A 21774-nucleotide genomic window follows, 5' to 3' on the forward strand; every position below is an offset into this window, starting at 1 on the left:
GGTCGGAATGGGCATCGCGACCGTGCGCCAATGCTCTCGCTGCCAACGGCACACCGGCATCCTGACGAAGAAAAACCCCGGCGATTGCTCGCCGGGGTTTCCATCATGAAGCTGTCTGATCGGTTGGATTAGAAGGTGCGGGCGATACGACCCACAACAGCGAACTGATCTTCCTCGTCGTCCGTCAGGTCCAGATCGTCGCCGTCGAGCGAGCCGTACTGCAGGGCCAGGCCGAGGTCGAGGTTGCTGACCGGCGACCAGAAGGTGCTGGCTTCGACGAACAGGTAGCTCAGGTCACCGGCGGTCGGACGATCGAAGTCGTAGTAGATCGCGGACAGGTGGGAGTTCCAACGCTCGTTCCAGAACCAGGCGATACCACCGCCCACGGAGAAGGCCGAGACGTTCTCAAGAGCGCCGTCAGCGTTGATTTCCTGGTCGAACAGGTCGTCCTGGAGGTCGAAGTTACGCAGGCTCGGGAGCTCTTCGCCACCGATGTAGGAAAGCGCACCCTCGGTGTACGCACCCTGGACCCAAACCTTGGAGCCCTTGGCGCCGCCCGGCAGGTTGATGCCGACACCGGCCTGAACCGCCCAGCCGATTTCGTCTTCCTGATCGAAGCCAACGAAGATGTCTTCGAGATCACCTGCGTTATCCTGGATAGCGGCAGAGATCTTCACATCACCCCAAGCCTGCTTCACAGCAAGAGCGGCGATCACGTTCGGCCAGCTCTGATCGAGGGTCTCATCGAAAGGCATAGCGCGGAAGTACTTGTCTTCGATGCCGATCGTGGCGTCGAAGCCACCACCGAACGAAGCCGTGTAGGCGAGGGTGTTCACGCCTTCATCGGAGAAGAAGTCGCCGATCGACTTCTGCTGAACGAAGTCATAGAGCGAGCGCGACAGGCGACCGGCGGTGATGCCGGCGAACTGCACGAACGCCTGACGGACGGTGGTGGCGCTGGCGCCGTCGTCGTAGCCGCCCTGCAGGCCGTCCGAACGGCCTTCGAACTCGATGAAGCTGCGGAGCGTGCCCCATTCGGTCTCGGAGCGAGCGTCGAACTGGATGCGGGCGCGAACGTCGGTGATGAAGTTGTCATCGGCTTCGTCAGCATCGTCCTGCTCGAAACGCAGGTCCATACGAACCAGGCCGCCAACCTTCAGGCAGGTGTCAGTGCCGGGGATGTAGAAATATCCCTTGCCGTAGGTGTCGCAAACCTTGACGTATTCGACCGGCTCAGCGAGCGGAAGGTCCGCAGCGAACGAACCGGACACCGCAACACCGGCCAGGCCAGCGCCGAGGATTAAGCTCTTATAGTTGATCATACCCGTCTCCATTTAACCCCAGAAAGAACAGACCCGTTCTTTCTTCCCCACCGGATGCGATGCACCCGCGAAACGTGGCCGATCCGGCAATTGAACCGCCGAAAGGCCCCCGTCGAGTCACTCTCAATTCTCTAGAATGACGCTGGAGGCGTGTCTACAGGTGGAGCACGACACTTCTGCCACAATCGCGCCGCAACGGTGTTCGAATAAAACAGTGTTGATTTTCGGCAACATTTTAGACGCTCTAATATAGCGTGCGTTCCAGAAGTCCGTGCCGGCAAGGCGCATATACCAACCTCTCGCGAGCGTTTATGACCGTGCAGTCGCGGCGGGAGAGAATGGCGTGTGGCGGAATGCGGCCTCTGTGGCGGGACTTACCTTGTTGTCGCGCCTGTTCGGGTTCGTGCGCGACGTATTGATGGCGGCGATGCTGGGGGCGGGGCCCTTGGCCGACGCCTTCATGGTGGCGTTTCGGCTGCCCAACCATTTCCGTGCCATCTTCGCGGAAGGCGCCTTCAACTCTGCCTTCGTGCCGCGTTACTCGGCGGTTCTGACGCAGGACGGGAAGGATGCAGCGCGCTCGTTCGCCGGTGCCATCCTGTCGCTCGTCATCGTCGTCCAACTCATCCTGCTTGCGCTCGCACTGGTGGCAACGCCCGTTCTGGTGCGCCTTCTGGCCCCCGGCTTCACCGACGACCCGGCCCAGTTTGCCCTCACGGTCGACCTGACGCGGATCACCTTTCCCTATCTCGGTCTGATCGCCGTGGTCACCTTGATCTCGGGCATTCTCAATGCACATGGACGGTTCGCGGCGGCGGCGGCGGCTCCCATCCTGCTCAACATCGCGATGATCGGCGTGCTGTTCGCCGCGTTTGCCTTTCCCAGCGCGGCGCATGCTCTGGCCTGGGGCGTGCTGGTCTCGGGCTTCGCGCAATTGGCATTCGTCTATGCTGATCTGCGCCGGACCTGGGGTCCGCTCGTCTTCCGGCGTCCGCGGCTTAGCCCGGATCTCCGCAAATTCCTGCGCGCCTTCGGCCCGGCCGTCCTGGGGTCCACCGGTGTCCAGCTCGCGATGTTCGCCGATACCATCATTGCGAGCTTCCTCCCGTCGGGCTCGGTGTCCTTTCTCTATTATGCGGACAGGCTCTATCAGCTGCCGCTCGCGGTCATCGGCATCGCCATTGGCGTGGTCCTGCTGCCCGACCTGTCGAAGAAGGTCGCGGCGGGCGATGATGTCGGCGCGGGCGAGCGCCTGAATCGCGCGCTCGAAGGCATCGCGCTGCTCACGCTGCCCTGCGTCGTGGTGTTCATGCTGGCGTCGGAGCCCGTGCTGGCGGTGTTGTTCGGGCGCGGCGCTTTCGATCAGACGGCCATTGCCGGCTCCGCCCGTGCGCTGGAAGCCTATGGCATCGGGCTCACGGCCGTCGTCGCCCTGCGCGCGCTGACGCCGGCCTTCCATGCGCGGGGCGACACGGCCACGCCCGTCAAGGCGCTGGCGGTGTCGATCCTCGTCAACATCGCCTTGAAGATCGCGCTCATAGGTCCTCTGGCCCATGCGGGCCTTGCGCTCGCCACGGCCATCGGGGCGTGCGTCAACGCGCTCATCCTCGTGGTTCTGCTGATGCGAGGCGGCATGTTCCGCCCGGATCGCCGGCTCATGCGGATGTTTGTCCTCGGCCTTGCGGGTGCGTTCGCCATGGCGGCGATCCTCACCGTGCTGGAGCCCCACATGGCGCCCTTGCGTGGCCTCGTTCCCGAACTGGGGGAATTGCTGCCGGTGTCGGCGCGGCTCGCGGCGGCCTTGCTCGGCTATGCGGCGGTGCTCGGGCTGGGCTGGCTGCTCATCCGTCGTGGGCTCGGGCAAGGGGTCCGTTAAACACCCCGTGCCATAATCCGGACGGCTCCGCGCAGAGGATCTGGAACACTGGCCACAACCACCGCCCAGCCGACGAGGATAATTGTCCGTGCCGAATCGCTCGTGCTCGGTGCGCTTGCGCTCGTCATGTTGGTCAGCTGGTTCGTCATCGTCGAGCCGGCTCCCTATGAAGCCTGCATGATGCTTCTGCTCGGTGCGCTGCTTCTGGCAGGGCTCTCGATGGATGTCATCCTCAGCCCGCTCATCGTGCTCATCGGCATCTGGGCGATTGCCTCCAGCTTCGCCGTCATTCGCGTGGCTTATGATGTCGATGCCGTCATCTATCTGGCCATCACGCTCTACATGGCCTTCAGCTCCCTGATCTTCGCCTGCGCTCTTCTGCGCAACACCGAGCGGCGGCTGGACGTTCTCCTGAAATTCTATGTCGTCGCGGCGGTCATCGCCTCGCTGCTCGGCACCGCCGGTTATCTGCGGCTGTTCCCGGGCGCCGAGGATCTGTTCGTGCTGAACGGGCGGGCCAGCGGCGGCTTCAAGGACCCCAACGTGTTCGGGCCCTTTCTCATTCTTCCGCTGCTTTATCTGGTCCAGGCGCTTCTTTACCGCGGCTTTCGGCTGTTCAGCTTTCTGGCTCTGCTCGTCATCATGCTGGGCCTGTTCTTCAGCTTCTCGCGCGGCGCGTGGGGCCATTTCGCCGCTTCCGCCGGAATCATGCTCGTTCTCATGTTCCTCACCAGCACCGATCCGAGGTTTCGCCTGCGCCTCATCGTTCTGTCCGCCATCGCGGTTGTCCTGCTGGCCGTCCTCGTCGCGGGGCTTTTGTCGGTTGATTCCATTCGTGCCATGTTCGCCGAGCGCGCCAATCTGCTGAACTATTACGATGCCGGTGAATATGGACGGTTCGGCAGCCAGCAGGCCGGCCTGTTGCGCATCTTCGAGTTCCCGAACGGGCTCGGCCCCGGCCAGTTCACGCAGGTGTTCGGCATGGACCCGCACAATGTCTATCTGGCGGCGCTCTATGCCTATGGTTGGGTCGGTGGTTTCGCCTACTACGGCATCGTCCTCACCACGCTCATCATCGGCCTTGTCGGCATCATGGTGCGCTCACCCTGGCAGCCGGCATTGATTGCCGCCTATGGCACGTTCTTCGGCGTGGTGCTGGAGGGTTTCATCATCGATACCGATCATTGGCGGCATTATTTTCTGCTGGTCGGCCTGGTCTGGGGCCTGTCCATTGCCGCGCTCCGCCTGCGCTCGCGAGAGCGGCTCGCACACGCGGTCTGAACCCCGGGCGTCGCGGGTCTCAGCCCGGCAGGCGCTGGCCGATGGTGCGGACCACCACTTTCAGCGGTCGCCACAGGCCCTGCGGCACCACGAGCGTCAGCAGGGAGCGTGCAACGCCCACATAGCTTTCGAAGGCGCGCGGCTCGAAATAATGCAGCTGCGTCTTCAGGCGGGTCGAAATCTGCGCTCGCCAATTGTTGTAGGTGATTCCGCCCGGGTTCAGCAGATAGGTCGCAAGCGGCGCTTCCAGGCAATCCACCTGCCCGCCGCGCGCGATGATGCGATAGAGGAATTCGTAATCCTCGCCCGCCGGGTAATCGACCGAGTAATCGCCGAACGTCCGGACCACCGAGGCCCGGAAGCAGAACGTCGAATGCGCGAACGGCAGATTGTAGCGGACGCGCTTGCGGATGCAGTCCGGACCGCCTGTGGTGCCTCGGGTGAACAGGAACTTGCCCGTATCGTCATAGGTCGGCGACATTCCGCCGAGCAGGTCGAGCCGCCCATCCGTCTCGAAGCGAGCCATCTGCAGTTCGAATCGGTCGGGCAGGGAGATGTCGTCGCAATCGTTGCAGGCGATGTAGGAATAGCCCTGGTCGAGGATGAATTTCAGGCCCGCGTTCCGGGCCCGCGTCACGCCCACATTCTGCGGCAGCCGCAGCACCGTCAGCCGTTCATGCTCCGCCAGCAGCGTGCGTACCGCCACCTGCGAGCCATCGTCGACGACAATGATATCGACGGGGCGCGATTGCGCGAGCAGCGCATCCACCGCCTCGGCAAGCAGCTTTGGCTCGGGATTGTAGGCCGGCATCAGCACGGCGATGTCGGACGTCCTCATGCCGCACCCGCGCGCTGGGGAGAGGATGACGGCAGGCGGGTGAACACGCACACGGTCAGCAGCATGGCCTCGATGGCCACCCCTGCCGCCTTCGCCAGTGCCGCCCCATGCAGGCCGAATTTCGACGCCGCCACGGCGATCGCGATGGCCGTCACGGATTGGGTGGAAAGCAGGATCATCGCGTTCAGTCGTTCGCCGCCGGTGGATTCGAGGATGGACGACGACATGCCGCCCGCATTGGCCAGCGCCAGACCGATCAGAAGGATACGGAAGGGGACGACGCCGTCGGCGTAATCAGCGCCGAACATCTGCATGATCTGCGGCGCGAAGATATAGCCCAATAGTCCGAAGAGGGCGGCGGTCGCGGCCGACAGCCCGTAGACCATCTCGATCCGGCTGCGCAATTCCGCCGGTCGCGCTCCATAATGGAGCTGCGCGAAGACCGGGGCCGCGATCAGCCGCAATCCGACGAGAAGCAGTGAGGAGATCGCGGCCGTACGGGCCGCGGAAAAATAGACGGCTGCGTCCTGCGCGCCGAGAAAAGCGCCGACGATCACGGTGTCCACGGTCAGCGAGGCCACGAACAGCATCGAGCCTATGGCCATCCACACCGATGACACCCGCCAGGTTCGTGGCTCGTAGCGCGGCCGGTCGGGCAGGGTGCGGCGAACGATTTGCCAGACGCGCCAGAACTGCCAGCCCACCAGCACCGAAAGGCCGAGACCCAGAACGAGCAGGATCTCGAAAGGCTCGACCAGGCCCGAGCGGGACAGCGCCAGAGCCCCTGCGATCGTCAGAAGCCGCCACAGGATGTCGCGCGGCGCGAGCCCCTGATAAGGGTGCCCCAGTGCGCGCAGCAGATTGCAGGTGTAATCGGACGCCGCGTAGACGATGGTCAGCCCGCCGAAGGCGATGAGGAGCGCATTGTTCCGAAGGAAGGCCGGCAGCAGGCCGGCCGCATGCGCAAGGGCGAGCAGCACGAGGAACAATGCAGACGCGCCGGCGATCACGGCGATGCCGAAGAAGATGATGCCTTTCTTGCGCGCCGGGTCGTCCGTTGCCGTGTATTCGGGGATGCTTTTCAGCACCAGCACCGGCTGGCCGAGGGTCAGGAAGGCGGCGGCCAGCGTAAAGGCCGAGAAGATCATGCCGTAGAGGCCGAAGCCGTCCACGCTCATCAGCCGCGCCAGCACGATCAGCATTGCGTAATTCAGCGCCGCTGACACCACCTTCATGCCGGACGTCGCGATGGCGGCCTTCAGAAGCCCGGCATCGATCCGCCGGCCGAGCGGTCCGAGCGCGCGCGCCAGTTCAATACGCATGTTCGGTCTTGAGCAGCGAGACAGGCGTCATGGCGAGGATCTTCAGGTCGAACATCACCGACCAGTTCTCGATGTAGAACAAATCGTGCGCCACGCGCTGCTGGATCTTCTCCTCGGTGTCGGTCTCGCCACGCCAGCCATTGATCTGCGCCCAGCCGGTAATGCCGGGCTTCACGCGGTGACGCGCGAAATAGCCGTCGACGACCTGGTCGTAGAGCTGGTTCTGCGCCTTGGCGTGCACCGCATGCGGGCGCGGACCGACCAGCGAGAGATTGCCCTTCAGGACCACGTTGAACAGCTGCGGCAGTTCATCGAGGCTGCTCTTGCGGATGAAGCGTCCAACCCGCGTCACGCGTGGATCGCCCTTGGTCACGAGCTTTGCCGCGGTCGCGTCGCTCTGGTCCACATACATCGAGCGGAACTTGAAGACCTCGATCAGCTCGTTGTTGAAGCCGTAGCGCTTCTGGCGAAACAGCACGGGCCCCGGCGAATCCATCTTGATGGCAATCGCCACCGCCACCATCAAAGGTGCCAGCGCGACGAGAAGCACGCCGCCGACGATGCGGTCGAACAGCCATTTCAGCACGACATCCCAATCCGCGATGGGCTTGTCGAAGATGTCGATGACAGGCACCGATCCCAGATAGGAATAGGAGCGGGGCCGGAACTGAAGCTTGTTGGTGTGCGCCGCCAGCCGGATGTCGATGGGCAGCACCTGCAGCTTCCGCAGCATTTCAAGGATGCGTCCCTCGGCCGAGATCGGCAGCGAGAAGATAATGAGGTCGAGCCGCGTGCGCCGCGCGAATTCGACGAGATCGCCCACGGTGCCGAGCTTCGGCAGCCCCGCCACCACGTCGGGCGAGCGCTCGTCGGTGCGGTCGTCGAACACGCCGCACAATTCCACGTCGCTCTTCGGATCGTTCTGGATTTCCCGGATCAGCCCCTCGCCGAGGCTTCCGCCACCCACGATGGCGGTGCGCCGCGACAATCGCCCTTTAGCCGTCCAATACGTCACGAGCCCGTGCAGCACGAGCCGCCCCAGGCCGAGCACCACCAGGCCGATCGACCACCACCCCGCGAGCCAGGGAAGGATGGGGGCACGCCAGCCCAGCACGACGAGGCCCAGCAGCAGCACGGCCATCAGGCCGGTCCAGGCAATGGCGAGGCGCAGCGCTTGCGGCACCCGGCTGCGGAACATCGGCATGGAATAAAGCTGTGCCGCCTCGAACACGATGACGGCGCCGATGGCGTTGGCCGCCACCAGAAGGATCTCCGGCCACAATCCGTCCGATTGCGAGGTGCCGAGCGCCAGCCGCGCCGTGATCCCGGCGATGAGCAGGGCGGCTGCCTCCCAGATCCGCACCAGTCCGGCGACCACGATGGGCGAATAGGTCGGTCTTACAGGCTCGGCCGCCACTGCCCGGGCCGTCGGCGACAATCCTCCCGTTGGCCGCGTGTCGTTGCGGTCAGGATTGGGAGAGACAAGATTGTCGAGGCTCATCAGCGATTTCCGGCGGCCTGATCGTGGTGCAGAGGTCCTATGCATGAACCCGATCGGTCACGGAAGCCTTAACCGCGACCGCAGTAAACGCCACTATCTACCGGAAAGAGCATCCCGGTAGGCGGCCATGATGCCGGAAACCATGGTTTCGAGCGAGAAAAGCTTTGCGATACGCTCGGAAAGTTCATCGGCCTGCGCCACAAGTTCTTGCGGGGAGGCGGTCAGCGCGGTGCGCAGCGCCATCGCCATGTGATCGGCGGATTCGGGCTCGACCAGCCGGCCGGCGAACGGTCCGAAGATTTCCGGAATGCCGCCGACGCGCGTCGCCACCAGGGGCTGGCGTGCGGCCGCCGCCTCCAGCACCACATAGGGCAACGATTCATTGCGCGATGGCACCACCATGATGCGGCTGGCGGCCAGCGCCTCGCGGATGGGGCCGGGCGGCGCGAATGTCACGAGATCGTCCAGGCCGAGCTCCGACGTTCTCTCACGGATTGCCGACGCGTCCGGTCCCGAGCCCTGGATGCGCAGCGTGGGGGCAAGGCCGCCGGTCCTCAGCTGCGCCACGGCCTCCAGCAGGATGTCGATGCCCTTCAGGAACCGCAGCTCCCCGATATAGAGCAGGTCGGCCACGGTCGCGTTCTTCTGGATCGGCGCGAATTCGCTGTCCGCCACGCCGTTGTGAACCACGCGGACGAGCTGCGCGCGGGCGCCGAGCATAGCGCGCACCTTGGCCGCGATGTATTCGCTCTCGTTCAGAAAAAGATCGGTGTGCCGCGCCAGCAGGCGTTCCGCGGAGGAATAGACCCGATAGACACGCGTGCCGGGCACGTAATGGAAGCTGCCACCGTGCGGCGTGTAGCACGTAGTCGGCCAGCTGCGGTCGAACAGAGCGGGCAGGCGGGAATAGGCGCCGCCCTTGGAGCCGTGTCCGTGAATGATGTCCGGCTTCGTGTCCGCGCGCAGCCGCATCATCGTGCGCACGGCCGCGGCGTCCGACCATCCGATCTGCCGCGCCATGGGAATGCGGCGCAGGCCGAGAGCGAGGTCGGGTTCCAGCCGGCGCAGAACCTCCGCGTCACGCGCGTTTCCGGAGTTCGACGCACACAATATGCCGACCTGATGCCCGAGCGCGATCTGGCCCCGGGTCAGATCGATCACATGCCGGAACAGGCCGCCGAGCGGGGCCCGGAAGACCTGCAATATCCGCAGCGGCCGCCCGTCCATCAGAACCAGCGCTCTTTCACGTAGATCGTGTCGCCCGGTTTCACCAGGGTGGTCAGCGGCACCTCGATTCGCACCACGGCGTCGCCGTCGCGGCGCGCCAGCATCACGGCGCCCTTGCGGCCGCGCGGCGTATATCCGCCGGCAATGGCGATCGCCTGCTCGGCCGTCATGCCCGCCACGTAAGGGTATTGGCCGGACTGCGTCACCTCGCCGAAGATGAAGAACGGGCGGTAGGCCTCGATCTCCACCGAGACGTTCGGCTCACGCAGGAATTCCTTGCGCAAGCGCGCCTCGATCGTCGCCTTCACGTTCTGCGGTGTGCGTCCGTTGACCGGCAGTGCGCCCACCAGAGGCATCGTCACCATGCCGGCCGCATCAACATTGTAGCTGCCGGAGAGATTCGCCTGGTCGAACACGGTGATGCGAAGTCGGTCCCCGCTTCCCAGCGTGTAGGGCGCCTCGCGCAGTGGCGCGGCCATCGTGCCCTGTTCCGCCGGCGGCGTGCAGGCGGCAAGCGGCGCGGCCATCAGGGGCAGCAGCAAGAGCCATGGAGAAAAGCGAGGCATGGCAGTCCTTAAGGCGTCGAGAGCGACACCTCCCGGATACGTTATTATGGTTAACAAAACCTTGGTTGCAGGGTTAACGCGCGTGAAACCTGAGCCTGCGTAATCTCTCGAAAAGCGAGGGAACCGATCAGCATGCCGGCTGCGCCGACCATTGGACAGACACAGAGCCGTGCCGCGTCCGATGGCGAGATCGATCTCGGCCGTGTGGGCCGGGCGCTTTGGCGTCGCAAGGGCTGGGTCGTCGTCCCCACCTTGCTGGCTGCCGTCGCGGCAGCATTCGTCTCCGGCCAAATCGTTCCGAAGTTCAAGTCTCAGGCGCTCATCCTCGTCGAGGCAGGAGAGACGCCCTACACTCGCCCGGCAGACGGCGGGCAAAGCGGCGGTGCCGCAGCCGATGAGCTGGCCGTGCAAAGCCAGGTTCAGCTTCTGCTGTCGCGCGATCTTGCGGTCAGCGTGGTGCGCGACCTCGGGCTCGCCGACAAGCCGGAATTCGTGGAGGAGGAGGGGCCGTCCGGCATTGCGGGATTGCTCACTCTGCTCGGCATCGGCAGCCGGGACGATCTGGCGAGCCGCGAGGAGAAGGCGCTTCAGAGCTACATCCGCAACCTCACGGTGTCGGCAGTTCCCGTCTCGCGCGTTATCTCGGTGGAATTCGCCTCCGAAGACCCAAACCTCGCGGCCGAGGCCACCAACGCCATCGCCGAGCGCTATCTGCAGATGCAGCAAAGCGCGAAGCAGGCCGCCACGCAGCGTGCCTCCACCTGGCTCAACGACCAGATCGGCGATATGAGCCGGCGCGTCGCGGAGGCCGAGGCGCGGGTCGAGAAATACCGCGCGGACAACAATCTCTTCACGGGCGCCAACAATTCCACGCTGCCCGCGCAGCAATTGAACGATCTGAACAGCGCGCTGACGCAGGCGCTGGGTCAGCAATCCGAAGCCGAGGCCAAGGCTGCCGCCGTGCGGCGCGCGATCACTTCGGGCCGGCCGGCGGAATCGCTCGATCTCGTCAATTCGGAACAGATTCGCCGTCTGGCGGACCAGCGCGGAAGCCTCGCAGCGGCCATGGCCCGCGAGGCCCGCACCTTCCTTCCGGGCCACCCCCGCATGCAGCAATTGAATGCGCAGCTGGCCTCCATCGATGCCCAGATTCGGGACGAGGGCGGCAAGCTCGCACGCGCCTTCGAGAACGAGGCGAAGCTGGCCGAGGGCCGCGTCGCCAATATACGCGCGACGCTCGACACCCAGAAAACGGCCGCCGGCGCAGCAAGCGAGCAGGAAGTGCAATTGCGCGCCCTGGAGCGCGAAGCGCGCGCGCAGCGTGACCTTCTGGAGCAATTCCTGACCCGCTACCGGGATGCCACCGCCCGCCAGCAGCTCGAATCCACGCCGGCCGATGCCCGAATCATTTCGCGCGCCGCCCCGGCCGTCACCCCTTACACGCCCCAGCCTCTGGCGATCATCGCCTTCAGCAGCATCGCCATGCTGCTGCTTGCGGTCATCGTCGTGGCGCTCATCGAGTTCCTGTCCCAATCCATGTCGACATCGCCCATGCATCCCGAACCTGCCGGACGCTCGCGAAAAAGGCTCAATGCCGATTCGGCCGGTGCCGCCCCTGTCGACCCGCAGAACACGGGCAATGCCGGGCAGCCGCGCGTCAGCGCGCTGACCGGAAGTCCCGATATGGAGATCGAGGCGGCCGACATGCGCATGCTGTCCGAGCTTGCGGCCCATCTGGCGGCAACGCCGAAGGGCGAGGGTGCTCTCAACATTCTGGCCATCGCCGCATCATCCAAGCTCGATGTCGGGGGCATCGCTCTGTCGCTGGCTCGCTCCCTCGCCAATGGCGGGCGCAAGCCCATCGTGGTCGACGCGGGCGGGGAGAGTGAGCGCTTCGGGGAGGCTTTGGGCATGGCGGCCGTTTCCGGGCTCGGAGAGCTCGCGGCCGGTGACGCCTCATTCTCCCAGGCCATCCAGCGCGACAAGGCGTCCTCGGTTCATCTCATCGCCCGCGGGAAAGCCGATCCCCTCGATTCGGCGAACATTTCCCGCATCGGACTGATCTTCGATGCGCTGGGCCTGACCTATGATTTCGTTATCGTCGTCGGCCCTTCCGCCGAACGAAACGACCGCATGAAGGCTCTCGCAAAGCATACGGGCGCCGCCATTCTGGTGGCGCGGGATGCTGGCGACACGGCGACAACAGCCATTCACAACGAATTGCTGGCGGCGGGGCTGAGCGACATCATAGTGCTGGTGGCCGAGAACCATCCCGTCATGCGTCCCGGGAACACGACCGGCGCATGATGGAAGACGCACGAACCCAAAGGCTGCGAAAAACTCTCGAAGCCATGCACCTGTTGCGCCTCCATCGCCTCTTCGGGCGGTGGACCCGGGGGCAGGGGATCGTCTTCACCCTTCATCATGTCCGCCCCTCGCAACCTAATGATTTCGCGCCCAATTACCTGTTGGAGATCAGCCCGGATTTCCTTGAGAGGGTGATTCTCCTGTTGCGGCGGGAGCGCATCGATATCGTCACGCTGGACGAAGCCCTGATCCGTTTGGAAAAAGGCGGTCGTCGCTTCGCGGCCTTCACCTTCGATGACGGCTATCGCGACGTCCGCGATCACGCTGTCCCCGTGCTGCGCCGGCATGATGCTCCCTCAACCCATTTCATCACCTCCTCCTTCGCCGACGGCACGGGCGACCTATGGTGGCTCCGCCTGGAGCGCGCGATTGCGGCTGCCGATGTCGTGAAGGCGGATTTCGGCAAGGGACCCGAGGAGTTCCGCGCGTCGAACACGCCGGAAAAATACGCCGCTTGGGAACAGGTCTATTGGCGGCTACGCGACATGGACGAGATGTCCATGCGGCGCTGCATCGACGAGATGGAGCGAAATGCCGGCACGAAATGGGATGGCCTCACATCCTCCCTGTGCATGAACTGGGATGAACTGCGCGAGTTGAGTGCCGATCATCGGCACACCATCGGCAGTCACACCTGCACACATTACCGCCTCGCAAAACTCGACGAGGCGGGGGTGCGCGAAGAGATCCGAATCGGGCAGGAGCGCATCCAGCAGGAACTGGGAATCGTGCCCCGCCATTTTGCCTATCCGGTCGGCGATCCGACCTCAGCCGGTCCCCGAGAGTTCAGGATCGCCGCCGAATCGGGCCTCGCCAGCGCCTGGACAACCCGTCTCGGCACGCTTTTCCCGGCCCATTCCGGCCATTGCACGGCTTTGCCCCGCGTGTCCCTGAACGGCCATTATCAGAGGGAGGACTACGTCGAGATGTTCCTCTCGGGCGCGCCGTTCGCCCTGCGAAACCGCTTCCGGAAGCTCGACGTCGCCTAGGCTGCGGGCCTTTGCATCCAGCGGATCAGGAAAGCCGCCGGAATGGTCCAGCCCAGCCCCGCCACGACGTAATACACGAAGTGCCAGAAGCGCCCGGCTTCGGCGATGCGGCCTTGCGCCAGCGCCATGAACAGCAGCGCCCACCCAATGACCAGGACGATCATCAGGACGGTCCCCACGAACTTCCGAACACGGATCGACAAATCGCCCTCCAAATCGGGGCGTCCGGTCGCGTTGCCCCCTGTGACGCCGGGGCGTATGTCTCCAGCGAAGTTCTCAGGATTGCAAGCATGTCCGCTGCCGATAAATACCGCCCGATCCGCATATGGCTGTGGGTCGTCGCCGCCATGGTCGCCGCCATGGTGCTGGTCGGCGGCGGCACGCGTCTGACGGAATCAGGGCTCTCCATCACCGAATGGCGCGTGGTGACGGGGACCCTTCCACCTCTGAGCGAGAGTGCCTGGCAGGAAGAATTCTCCAAATATCAGCAGATCCCCCAGTACAAGGAAATCAACCAGGGCATGGCCCTGTCTGAGTTCAAGTACATTTATTACTGGGAATGGGCGCACCGCCTTCTTGGGCGCCTCATCGGGCTCGTCTTCGCGATACCTCTGCTTTTCTTCTGGTGGCGCGGGATGCTGGACCGCACTCTTGCGCCCAAACTGGCTGTGCTGCTCTTTCTCGGTGGTCTGCAAGGCGCCATCGGCTGGTGGATGGTCACTTCCGGCCTGGCCTACCGCACCTCGGTCGCGCCCTATCGCCTGGCCGTCCACCTCACTCTGGCGTTCGTGATCTTCGCCCTGATCCTCGCCGTCGCCTCCTCGCTGAAGCCGCGACCTCTCGGTGTGACGACAGGCATCAAGCGAATGTCGTGGGCGATTCTCCTGCTCGTGTTCGTGCAGGTGTTTGTTGGCGGCATCGTCGCAGGTCTCGACGCGGGCATGAGCTTCACCACGTGGCCATTGATGGATGGCGCTGTCGTTCCCGCCTTCGCCAGCCTCACACCGCTGGAGCCTCTGTGGCGCAACGTCTTCGAGAATCCGATGACCGCCCAGTTTCTCCACCGCATGATCGCCTATGCGATCTTCGTTCTGGCTCTCGTTCACGTCTACCAGGCATGGGGGACGTCGGCGGTCCGCTCAACGCGCGCTCTTGCCGTCGCGGTCCTTGTACAGGCGGCTCTCGGTATCCTGACGTTGATCTACGTCGTTCCGATCGGATTGGCGCTCGCGCATCAGTTCGGCGCGCTGGGTGTGGTGGCCCACGCGGTCATGAACGTTCAGCGCTTCCGTGAAGAGAACGCGTTGCGGACCGAGGGGAGATCCCGGCACCGTCCGCAAACCGCGTAAGACAGGTTCAGGCCTGGGCCAGTCCGTCGGGATTGGACGTGGCGTCGGTCAGCATCTGCGAGAACTTCGCCTCGGAGCGGCGCTGGCGAGTTGCGTAGAGGTAGATACCGAGACCAACCCACGCGGCGACTTGGATGCCGAAGAAGGCAATCGAAAGATGGAGCGGCATAGGGTCCAAGTCTGCTTCCTCCGAAGCGGCGGTAATTCGGCCGCTCGTACTATGGTTGGTTGGTCTTAACGCCAGGTGACGATGCCGGATGATCCAGCGTCGACGCGGCTCTTTTGACGGAGAACGGGGTGGCTGAACAGCCACGATATCGAGGCCGATGCAAAACCAGTCGGGGGTGTTGCACCCGTGCACCGGGCCCCCGGCCTTTCGACGCAGCTCGCATCCAGCGAAGTCGACCCGCGAACTCCGTGATGCGTCGAAAGACCGATCTGCGTTTTCCACCGTCCCGGTCAATTTCCTGACAACCACGCCTTGGCATGCGCGAGAAGTCTGCTATATGCATCGCCATCAGCGCCGCAACGCGCACATTCCCTGATAGCTCAGTTGGTAGAGCGTTCGACTGTTAATCGGATGGTCGCAGGTTCGAGTCCTGCTCAGGGAGCCAGTTTCATAAGGGGTGCCTCCGGGCACCCCTTTTTTGTTTTCGAGACGTCTTCCAAGATCACCCGCCATCCTTCCAGACGTACGTCATCGATCACACGAGGCTTCGGTGTTGCGTGGCTTTGCTTACGGGTGTGATTTTGGTCGGCGATTTAAAAAAGCGCCGCGGATTGATGGAGGCCACGCCCGGAATCGAACCGGGGTGCAAGGATTTGCAGTCTTTCGCCGCGCGTTGATAACGCTCAGCTTTTTACCCGCATGTCGTATCCATGTTGCATCTAGCCGAGCAGGATGTTCGCGGCTTGTGCTAATTCCGTGCCGTCATCGGATCGCGGGAATAGGTGTCCGTAGACATCCATCGTCATCACGATCGAGGCGTGGCCAAGCCGCTCTTGGACCATTTTCGCCGGCAGCCCGAGCCCGCCGTCCTCGCGTCGGTTGATGCACCATGAGGCATAGAAGTGGCGCAGCGCGTGAAGCCCGGAGTACTTCGCGACAACGCGCTTGCCATCGGTCGTGGTCACGCCGGCCGCGATCATCGCTGGAATGAGCCCCTTGTTGACGATGTTCGTGTGCGAGCGTGGCGCGCCATCGGGGTTTCCGAACACCAGCCGCGCATCATTCGCCTGTCTCAGATGCAGTTCCTTCAGCGCATTGGTCACGGTCGGAGGAACGGGGATGATCCGGTTGCCGGCGTCCGTCTTGGTCGGCCCGATCTCCCTGTACTGGTCGGCGCGCTGACTGACGCGGATCTCTCCGCGCTTCAGATCGACGTCCTGCCAGCGAAGGCCGCGCAGCTCCGATGAGCGCATGCCGGTAAACACGGCAGTGACGAGCAGGGGGCGCCAGTGATCGCTCAGGACGCCTACAAAGGCCTTGATCTCCTCGCGGGTGGGAACATCCACCCCGACCTCAATGCGGCCCTTCTGGCGCCTCTCCAGGCGTCTTTCGCGGCCTTTGCGGCTGGATCGGATGTCACGGACCGGATTGCGCATGGCGAGGCCGCGCTCGCAGGCGTCGGCGGAGATCGAGCCAAGAGAGGTGATCACCTTCTTGATCATGGCTGGCGAGCGGCCGTCCTGCCGAAGCCGTTCCTCGCAATCGCGGACAGCGGGAACAGTGAGGCGGGATAGCAGCACTTGGCCGATGAATGGCACGATGTGGTGCTCGAGGTGGCTCTTGCGCTGATTGATCGTGGAGCGTTCAAGTCCCGCGGCTTCGCCGGATGAGACCCATAGCTTGCCGGCCTTCTCGACGGTGATGCTGGCGCTGTCGGCTACATGCACGCCCTCGCGGACCTCGACCGAGGCGGTGGCAGCGAAGGCGTCGGCTTCCTTCTTGCGGGTGAAGGTCTTCAAGCGGCGCGTGCCAGCCATGTCCCGGTAATCGACCGCCCAGGCGGTTTTCGTCTCGCCCTTCGGTGTGGTCCAGGTGCGCTTGCGGACGGACACTCAGTTGTCCTCGGCCGCCGGCTTTGTCGACGTCCTTTGCTTGCGCAGTTTGCGGTAGCGCTGGAAGATTTCGAAGAACTCATCCTCGCGGTCGCGGTTGCCGACATGCTTCGCGTCGAAGATCCTTGCTTCGATCCTATCGATGTTGAAGCCGCCCGCGCGCCTGAGTTCACCAAGGTGGTGGAATATCTCCTGCCATGAGATTGGCATGCCGTCCGCATCCAGCAACACGTAGAGAGTATGGTCGTCAGGAATACTCAGGTTCTCTTGATCTTCAAGCAGGCTGTCGCGCTCGGCTCTCGCTTTGTTCAGATCGAATTCTAGGTCTCTGACGTGTTTCCGCAGGGCAAGGTTCTCCTGCATCTGCATAGCAAGAACCCCGGCCTTCTCGTCAGCACCGAGTGACGCGAGCGCTCTGCCTGCTCCCAGGATCTTGCCGAGTTCGAAGGCTTGCTCCTTCAGGTCTTCATAGTCCTCTAGCCTAGCGATGATCTCAGCGTTCATCGAACGGCCGTTCTCTGCGGCTGCCTCTTTCAGATGGTCGCGCATGCCGTCCGGCAGGCGGAGGACGTACTTGTCTTGGGGCTGAATGACATTTTTGGACATGATGGCTAACAGCCACGATTTTCTGCTTGACGCAAGAGATGGCTATCAGCCATCAGTAGGCATGGCTAACAGCCAGTTACGTCTTTAAGGCAGGAGAGGATGAATGACAGTCGACATCGAATTGATTTGGGGTGTCAGTGCCATCGCAAGGCTGATCGGCCGAACGGATCGGCAGGTGTTTCATATGCTGAACAACGGTCAGCTGCCCGCTCGCAAAGTCGGCGGGCGTTGGGTGGCCGAGCGTAGCAAGCTCATCGCCTTCTTCATGGGCGAAGCAGCTTGAGCGGCGCGAACCAACTGATCGTGCTCGACGGCAGCCGTGTACCGCTGAAGGGTGAGATGGTGAGCCTGACTGGTCTCTGGAAAGCGGCCGGTTCGGATCCGAGCAAGCAGCCGGCGAAGTGGCGTGAACTGCCTTCAACGAAAGAGTTCGTGGCGCACGTCGCGGATCTGATCCTCCAAAAATCGGAGAATGAGATTTTCAGCGTGACGCGGGGAGGCAAGTCGCCGTCCACGTATGCCCACTGGCAGATCGCTATGAGCTATGCCCGCTATCTTGATCCGGCATTCGCGGTCCGCTGCAATGAAGTCGTGCGCGCTCACATGGAGCAGCAGACCGCCGTGCCGTCTGCCGGCATTTCCGAAGAACTGCTCGAAGCGATCACCCGCACCTACGGCATCGTCAGGATGCTCGCCGGCAAGGTGACGAAGATAGAGAAGACCCTGACCGGCCCCGTCGCGGCACTCGCGATTGAGCAAAAGAATGGCCCGGAAAGCGCGCCAACGCTTCCGAGCCGTGGTTCCAACCCATCCCGTCAAAGAAAGGCATGAACATGCCGGAGCATATCACACAGACACCCACCGTTCCACTGGTGCTCGAAAGCGTAGAAGCCATCCTCGACCGCATCGAGGCGCTGGACATCAAGGAAGCTGTGGGGGTTGCTCTTCGCGAGCAGTCCCGGCTTCGGCTGGAAAGCGCGATTCATGCGCTCGTCACCATCCTCGACATAGCCGATGCGGCCTCCGAGGACCGCGAGCCTGATCTCGGCTGGACGGCCTGGGAGACGGGGGCAGGGGATTACGCTCTCACAGCCGCAGGCGATCTCTGTACGGGCGAAGAAAACGTGGATGACGAGCTGCAGATCGAAGACGAGGGAGGTTGTGGTGAAGACTACAACTTGGCCTCTTGAGCGGCGTGGTGGACACCCAGCGGCATCCGCTGGCGCCGGTGGGGAAACTCGACCTCACCATCGACATGGAAGGACTTGCTTCGATTTCGATGGCCGAGCTGCGGGTATTGGCGTCAGCCGTGAACACTCTGGTTGATGTCGGGTCAGGCCTGATTAATCAGCCGCGGTTCACGAACAGCGCGACAGACCGCAACAATCACGCCGGCAACCGGCTGGACGAGATCCTCGACTGGCTACTGACACTGGTGCAGGCCATCGCCAATGTGGCGGATGAGGCCAAGCCTCAAGATCTGCGCGAGGTCGAAGATAGGTTCTGGACCGTTCTGGCTTACGAGGCCGACTGCGGCGATAGCATCGCGCGGATCTGCTCCATATCGGGCGCCGCAGCACTCGCGCACGAGGAGGCGAAACAAGCGGAGCGTCGCGCAGCATTCGAGGAAAGGCCATGACTAACATCATCGCCTTTCCTCGCGAACACCACCTGATTATCGCCCGATTCGAAGCCGCAGATCGAAAGAGCGGCGACCGCTTCCGTGTCGTTGAGGTCTATGCCGATCAGACCTGGGACAATCGCAGCACGACGCTATGGTCTCTGGACGAAGCTGACGCGGTGATCCGCTCGCTTGCCGCGGCAGAGAGCCTACCGTTCAAGCCGGCTGCCGTTCGCTTCGGCATCTGGTCAGCGGAGGATGAGGCGTGAAGCACGCCGGCATCCTCGCAGCACGTGCGCTGCTGGCCGTGATCCTCTGGCAGGTAGTCGCCGTCGAATGGCTTATGCGGAAGTCTGCGCCGGAGCCGCCGGATCCCTGGAGGGCCGCTATATGAAGCCGCGCCGGCCTAATAAGACCGGACGCTCCGCGACGCCCGAGCACTTTACGAAGATGCTCCGCAAGACGATGGAAGAGCCGGCATGGCGGGCTCTCTCGCTGGCTGCACAGGCGATCTACCCTTGGGTCAAGTTTGAGTGGCGTGGGGCGCAGGCCAACAACAACGGCAAGCTGCGGCTCAGCGTGCGGCAAGCGGCCCAGCGCGTGGGCATCGCCAACAACACGGCGGCCGAGGGCTTCCGTGACCTTCAGCGCAAGGGCTTTCTCGTTCAGACCGAACACGCATGCCTCGGGGTCGAAGGCGAAGCCCGAGCACCCGCCTATGAGGTTACGGAGCTAGCTATGCCCGGAAACGAGACCCATGAAGGCCGGAAGCTCTACCGAGAATGGACGCCCGGCAACGACTTTCCAGTCCCTTCAGCCAGCGCAAACAACCCGCTTGGCTTCAACGGAGAAACAAAAACCCGTCTCAAAAATGAAGACAGGACCGTCTCAGAATTTAAGACGAAGAAGGCCCGTCCTGTCTCAGAATTGAGACGGCCTGTCTCAAAAATGAAGACGAACAAACCAGAAACAGGGCCGGTCTCGTCTCAAAAACTAAGACATCCTTAATCTACCATACCAACAGCGAGAGCGAGGCCAGCCGTGGCAGGTGATCGCGACCTTCCGCTGTTCGCTTGGCAACCGCCCGTTCGGGTGATCCTGTTCCCGATGGAGAAGCGTGTCGGCCGTATCCGTGACGTGGCCTGCAAGATGCTGGACAAGCCGACGGATCGAGCCGCCGCCCATTATCGTAGGCAGGTCACTGACAGCGTCCTGAAGCACCTCGACCATCTCGGCCTGTCGGAGCCGCAGCAGGACGAACAACTCGGCATCTTCTGGCTGGCCGTCGAAGGCGAGATGATCCGGCTGTCGCACCTCGGCTACGGGGCAGGGGGCGCAGCATGATCCCCCTGCGAGTTTCGCGACCTTTCCGCAAAACCCTGCCGGCCATCGCTCCGCCGCGAAGCAAAGCGGTCGGCTACTTCGGAGCGGCCTGGCGCAGCGCCTCGTTGATCCGCGATTGCCAGCCGGGGCCGCTCGCCTTCCACCGCTCGATCACATCGGGGTCGAGGCGCAGGGACAGGAGCTGCTTGGTCGGCCGCACCTTCTGCGGGCCACGCCGGCGCTTGGCCACCGCATCGAGGAACGCGGCCGGCAGCACGTCGCGGGCCGGCTTGGCCTGGGCGAATTCCTCTGGCGTGATTTCCGGATTGTCGCTCACGGCGTCCATGTCGGCCTGGGTGAAGCCCTTATGCTTGGTCATGGAACATCCTCCGTTCGTTCTGGCTGGCAGCACGCATGCTGATCACCGAGACGGCTTCTGTGCCGAGGAGCGCGAACACCACGACAACCGTGCCGTCGCGCAGCGTGCCGATCGCCTTCATGCGGCCGGTGTGGGCAGGGACGATGAGGGCCGAAGCCCACTCGAAATCATAGGCGTCCGCGAGATCAATCCCGTGCTTGTCGAGATTGGCGAGGCGCTTCGGTTCGTCCCAAACGATGATCATGAGTTATTTGTATCTACGGAATGCGATGCGGTCAAGCACATTGTAGATACAAATATTCTATCGGCCCCAGAGACTTCGACACTCCGCACGACCAGCGGCGGTGATCTGGAACAATCCGCCGCCCTCATCCGTGACCAAGCCCATGCTGGCCAACTCGCGGAAGCCCGCGACAGCGTCAACCGATACCCCGAGCATGTTCAGCGAGTTCTGCACGGCGTCGGCTCGGAAGAAGCTTTCGCGACTGCGCCAGTCCATGGATCGAAGAACGTTCAGTGCGTCACTGCTGATGGGCATGGAGGGCTCCGTAGGTGGTCCGACGAGCCTACCGGGGGGCGGTCGAAAGTCTAGGCCGCCTGGGGCTCCGACCAGTCGGGGTCCTGCGTTCGCACTGGAAGCTGCGCCAAACTAAAAAGTTCACCCCATCCCCTTTGGGGATGATCTGCACGAAGGAAGCATTTCACCATGAGCGAGAACAGTTTCGAGCGTCCCGATGGAGAGCCCATGCAGGACTTTGCCGCTCGCTACGTCCAGCGTTCTTCTAAAGTGTGGTTCGACCGCAATCTGCCACATGCGGAGCTTGCGCTTGCGCACCTGAACCAGGGTGTCGGCATGATGTTGACGCTGGGAGATCCGGCGAACGTCGCGGAGCTTCTGGAGGATATCGCCGCGAGCATTCGCGCAGAACGACTTGACGGCGCGCGAGAACATAACCCGAATCCTCAACGGTCGCACTGAGCATGCAGGACGCTGCTCTCTGCTTCGGCATGACGGACTCTGCCGAAACCCGGAAGACTGATCGAGGCGAGCCGTAGCAGCGAGTCGATCAGGTCGAGAGCGAAGCTAGGCCGCGCCGCAAGCGCGCCCGACGACGCCACAGATCCGTTCAATTCCAATTCAGGTGT

The 21774-nt window shown here is 63.2% G+C and carries 26 protein-coding genes and 2 tRNA genes; 14 read left to right on the plus strand and 14 right to left on the minus strand.

Annotation, left to right across the window (positions count from 1 at the left end):
- Window positions 1-128: 128 nt before the first annotated feature.
- Window positions 129-1322, minus strand: coding sequence for a porin (locus ACQ6S1_RS00835; protein ID WP_445039281.1), 1194 nt, complete (start codon window positions 1320-1322; stop codon window positions 129-131).
- A gap of 343 nt (window positions 1323-1665) precedes the next feature.
- Between ACQ6S1_RS00835 and murJ the strand changes: the two genes are divergently transcribed.
- Together murJ and ACQ6S1_RS00845 are read left to right on the plus strand one after the other, a co-directional pair.
- The gene (gene murJ / locus ACQ6S1_RS00840) at window positions 1666-3198 is read left to right on the plus strand and encodes a murein biosynthesis integral membrane protein MurJ (protein WP_445039282.1); all 1533 of its coding nucleotides are present in this window, start codon (window positions 1666-1668) and stop codon (window positions 3196-3198) included.
- A gap of 102 nt (window positions 3199-3300) precedes the next feature.
- Entirely contained in the window at window positions 3301-4479 is a 1179-nt protein-coding gene (locus ACQ6S1_RS00845; protein WP_445039283.1) for an O-antigen ligase family protein, read from the plus strand.
- Between the two features lie 19 nt (window positions 4480-4498).
- Here ACQ6S1_RS00845 and ACQ6S1_RS00850 read toward each other — a convergent pair whose 3' ends face one another.
- From ACQ6S1_RS00850 to ACQ6S1_RS00870, 5 genes are all read right to left on the minus strand, one after another.
- Window positions 4499-5317, minus strand: a complete 819-nt coding sequence (locus ACQ6S1_RS00850; RefSeq protein ID WP_445039284.1) for a glycosyltransferase — start codon at window positions 5315-5317, stop codon at window positions 4499-4501.
- Window positions 5314-6639: a lipopolysaccharide biosynthesis protein gene (locus ACQ6S1_RS00855; RefSeq protein WP_445039285.1), complete on the minus strand. Its 1326-nt coding sequence runs from the start codon at window positions 6637-6639 to the stop codon at window positions 5314-5316. Before ACQ6S1_RS00855 ends, ACQ6S1_RS00850 begins: the two co-directional genes overlap by 4 nt.
- A complete protein-coding gene (locus ACQ6S1_RS00860) occupies window positions 6629-8140 on the minus strand; it encodes an undecaprenyl-phosphate glucose phosphotransferase (protein ID WP_445039286.1) in 1512 nt (503 codons plus the stop codon). Before ACQ6S1_RS00860 ends, ACQ6S1_RS00855 begins: the two co-directional genes overlap by 11 nt.
- A gap of 93 nt (window positions 8141-8233) precedes the next feature.
- On the minus strand, window positions 8234-9367 hold the full coding sequence (locus ACQ6S1_RS00865) for a glycosyltransferase family 4 protein (RefSeq protein ID WP_445039287.1): 1134 nt from the start codon (window positions 9365-9367) through the stop codon (window positions 8234-8236).
- Window positions 9367-9933: a polysaccharide biosynthesis/export family protein gene (locus ACQ6S1_RS00870; protein ID WP_445039288.1), complete on the minus strand. Its 567-nt coding sequence runs from the start codon at window positions 9931-9933 to the stop codon at window positions 9367-9369. The genes ACQ6S1_RS00865 and ACQ6S1_RS00870 overlap by 1 nt, the downstream gene beginning before the upstream one ends.
- A gap of 132 nt (window positions 9934-10065) precedes the next feature.
- Between ACQ6S1_RS00870 and ACQ6S1_RS00875 the strand changes: the two genes are divergently transcribed.
- Together ACQ6S1_RS00875 and ACQ6S1_RS00880 are read left to right on the plus strand one after the other, a co-directional pair.
- Entirely contained in the window at window positions 10066-12240 is a 2175-nt protein-coding gene (locus tag ACQ6S1_RS00875) for a GumC family protein (RefSeq protein WP_445039289.1), read from the plus strand.
- Window positions 12241-12284: 44 nt separating this feature from the next.
- Window positions 12285-13289: a polysaccharide deacetylase family protein gene (locus ACQ6S1_RS00880; RefSeq protein ID WP_445039290.1), complete on the plus strand. Its 1005-nt coding sequence runs from the start codon at window positions 12285-12287 to the stop codon at window positions 13287-13289.
- Here the strand turns inward: ACQ6S1_RS00880 and ACQ6S1_RS00885 are convergent.
- Window positions 13286-13492 carry a DUF2842 domain-containing protein gene (locus tag ACQ6S1_RS00885; RefSeq protein ID WP_445039291.1) on the minus strand — a complete coding sequence of 69 codons (207 nt, stop codon included), beginning with the start codon at window positions 13490-13492 and terminating at the stop codon, window positions 13286-13288. The two genes, ACQ6S1_RS00880 and ACQ6S1_RS00885, sit on opposite strands and share 4 nt — an antisense overlap.
- A gap of 87 nt (window positions 13493-13579) precedes the next feature.
- Here ACQ6S1_RS00885 and ACQ6S1_RS00890 point away from each other — a divergent pair, with 87 nt between their 5' ends.
- Window positions 13580-14638, plus strand: coding sequence for a COX15/CtaA family protein (locus ACQ6S1_RS00890; RefSeq protein WP_445039292.1), 1059 nt, complete (start codon window positions 13580-13582; stop codon window positions 14636-14638).
- Window positions 14639-14645: 7 nt separating this feature from the next.
- Here the strand turns inward: ACQ6S1_RS00890 and ACQ6S1_RS00895 are convergent, their stop codons facing one another.
- Window positions 14646-14807, minus strand: coding sequence for a hypothetical protein (locus ACQ6S1_RS00895; RefSeq protein WP_445039293.1), 162 nt, complete (start codon window positions 14805-14807; stop codon window positions 14646-14648).
- A 369-nt stretch (window positions 14808-15176) separates the two neighbouring features.
- On the opposite strand from ACQ6S1_RS00895, the gene ACQ6S1_RS00900 reads away from it, so the two are divergent.
- A tRNA-Asn gene (locus tag ACQ6S1_RS00900) sits at window positions 15177-15252 on the plus strand.
- Between the two features lie 170 nt (window positions 15253-15422).
- Here the strand turns inward: ACQ6S1_RS00900 and ACQ6S1_RS00905 are convergent.
- The 3 genes from ACQ6S1_RS00905 to ACQ6S1_RS00915 all read right to left on the minus strand — a co-directional run bounded on the left by ACQ6S1_RS00905 (window position 15423) and on the right by ACQ6S1_RS00915 (window position 17305).
- Window positions 15423-15496, minus strand: a tRNA-Cys gene (locus ACQ6S1_RS00905).
- Window positions 15497-15526: 30 nt separating this feature from the next.
- Window positions 15527-16699 (minus strand): tyrosine-type recombinase/integrase, encoded by a 1173-nt coding sequence (locus tag ACQ6S1_RS00910; RefSeq protein WP_445039294.1) that lies wholly within the window; start codon window positions 16697-16699, stop codon window positions 15527-15529.
- Window positions 16700-17305 (minus strand): Arc family DNA-binding protein, encoded by a 606-nt coding sequence (locus ACQ6S1_RS00915; protein WP_445039295.1) that lies wholly within the window; start codon window positions 17303-17305, stop codon window positions 16700-16702.
- Between the two features lie 103 nt (window positions 17306-17408).
- Between ACQ6S1_RS00915 and ACQ6S1_RS00920 the strand changes: the two genes are divergently transcribed.
- The 7 genes from ACQ6S1_RS00920 to ACQ6S1_RS00950 all read left to right on the plus strand — a co-directional run bounded on the left by ACQ6S1_RS00920 (window position 17409) and on the right by ACQ6S1_RS00950 (window position 20270).
- A complete protein-coding gene (locus ACQ6S1_RS00920) occupies window positions 17409-17588 on the plus strand; it encodes a DNA-binding protein (protein WP_445039296.1) in 180 nt (59 codons plus the stop codon).
- Window positions 17585-18136, plus strand: coding sequence for a KilA-N domain-containing protein (locus tag ACQ6S1_RS00925; protein ID WP_445039297.1), 552 nt, complete (start codon window positions 17585-17587; stop codon window positions 18134-18136). Before ACQ6S1_RS00920 ends, ACQ6S1_RS00925 begins: the two co-directional genes overlap by 4 nt.
- Window positions 18133-18495, plus strand: coding sequence for a hypothetical protein (locus tag ACQ6S1_RS00930; RefSeq protein ID WP_445039298.1), 363 nt, complete (start codon window positions 18133-18135; stop codon window positions 18493-18495). Before ACQ6S1_RS00925 ends, ACQ6S1_RS00930 begins: the two co-directional genes overlap by 4 nt.
- 5 nt (window positions 18496-18500) lie before the next feature.
- Window positions 18501-18944 (plus strand): hypothetical protein, encoded by a 444-nt coding sequence (locus ACQ6S1_RS00935; protein WP_445039299.1) that lies wholly within the window; start codon window positions 18501-18503, stop codon window positions 18942-18944.
- Entirely contained in the window at window positions 18941-19195 is a 255-nt protein-coding gene (locus ACQ6S1_RS00940; RefSeq protein ID WP_445039300.1) for a hypothetical protein, read from the plus strand. The genes ACQ6S1_RS00935 and ACQ6S1_RS00940 overlap by 4 nt, the downstream gene beginning before the upstream one ends.
- 67 nt (window positions 19196-19262) lie before the next feature.
- Window positions 19263-19934, plus strand: a complete 672-nt coding sequence (locus ACQ6S1_RS00945) for a hypothetical protein (protein ID WP_445039301.1) — start codon at window positions 19263-19265, stop codon at window positions 19932-19934.
- A gap of 33 nt (window positions 19935-19967) precedes the next feature.
- Window positions 19968-20270 carry a DUF6074 family protein gene (locus tag ACQ6S1_RS00950; RefSeq protein ID WP_445039302.1) on the plus strand — a complete coding sequence of 101 codons (303 nt, stop codon included), beginning with the start codon at window positions 19968-19970 and terminating at the stop codon, window positions 20268-20270.
- Window positions 20271-20343: 73 nt separating this feature from the next.
- Here ACQ6S1_RS00950 and ACQ6S1_RS00955 read toward each other — a convergent pair whose 3' ends face one another.
- From ACQ6S1_RS00955 to ACQ6S1_RS00965, 3 genes are read right to left on the minus strand one after another with little or no spacing between them, the layout of a single operon-like run.
- On the minus strand, window positions 20344-20628 hold the full coding sequence (locus ACQ6S1_RS00955) for a BrnA antitoxin family protein (protein WP_445039303.1): 285 nt from the start codon (window positions 20626-20628) through the stop codon (window positions 20344-20346).
- On the minus strand, window positions 20615-20872 hold the full coding sequence (locus tag ACQ6S1_RS00960) for a BrnT family toxin (RefSeq protein WP_445039304.1): 258 nt from the start codon (window positions 20870-20872) through the stop codon (window positions 20615-20617). The genes ACQ6S1_RS00955 and ACQ6S1_RS00960 overlap by 14 nt, the downstream gene beginning before the upstream one ends.
- A gap of 57 nt (window positions 20873-20929) precedes the next feature.
- The gene (locus ACQ6S1_RS00965; protein WP_445039305.1) at window positions 20930-21166 is read right to left on the minus strand and encodes a hypothetical protein; all 237 of its coding nucleotides are present in this window, start codon (window positions 21164-21166) and stop codon (window positions 20930-20932) included.
- Window positions 21167-21334: 168 nt separating this feature from the next.
- Between ACQ6S1_RS00965 and ACQ6S1_RS00970 the strand changes: the two genes are divergently transcribed.
- A complete protein-coding gene (locus tag ACQ6S1_RS00970) occupies window positions 21335-21607 on the plus strand; it encodes a hypothetical protein (protein WP_445039306.1) in 273 nt (90 codons plus the stop codon).
- The last annotated feature ends 167 nt before the right edge of the window (window positions 21608-21774 follow it).

The organism is Terrihabitans aquatilis, from assembly GCF_052542005.1.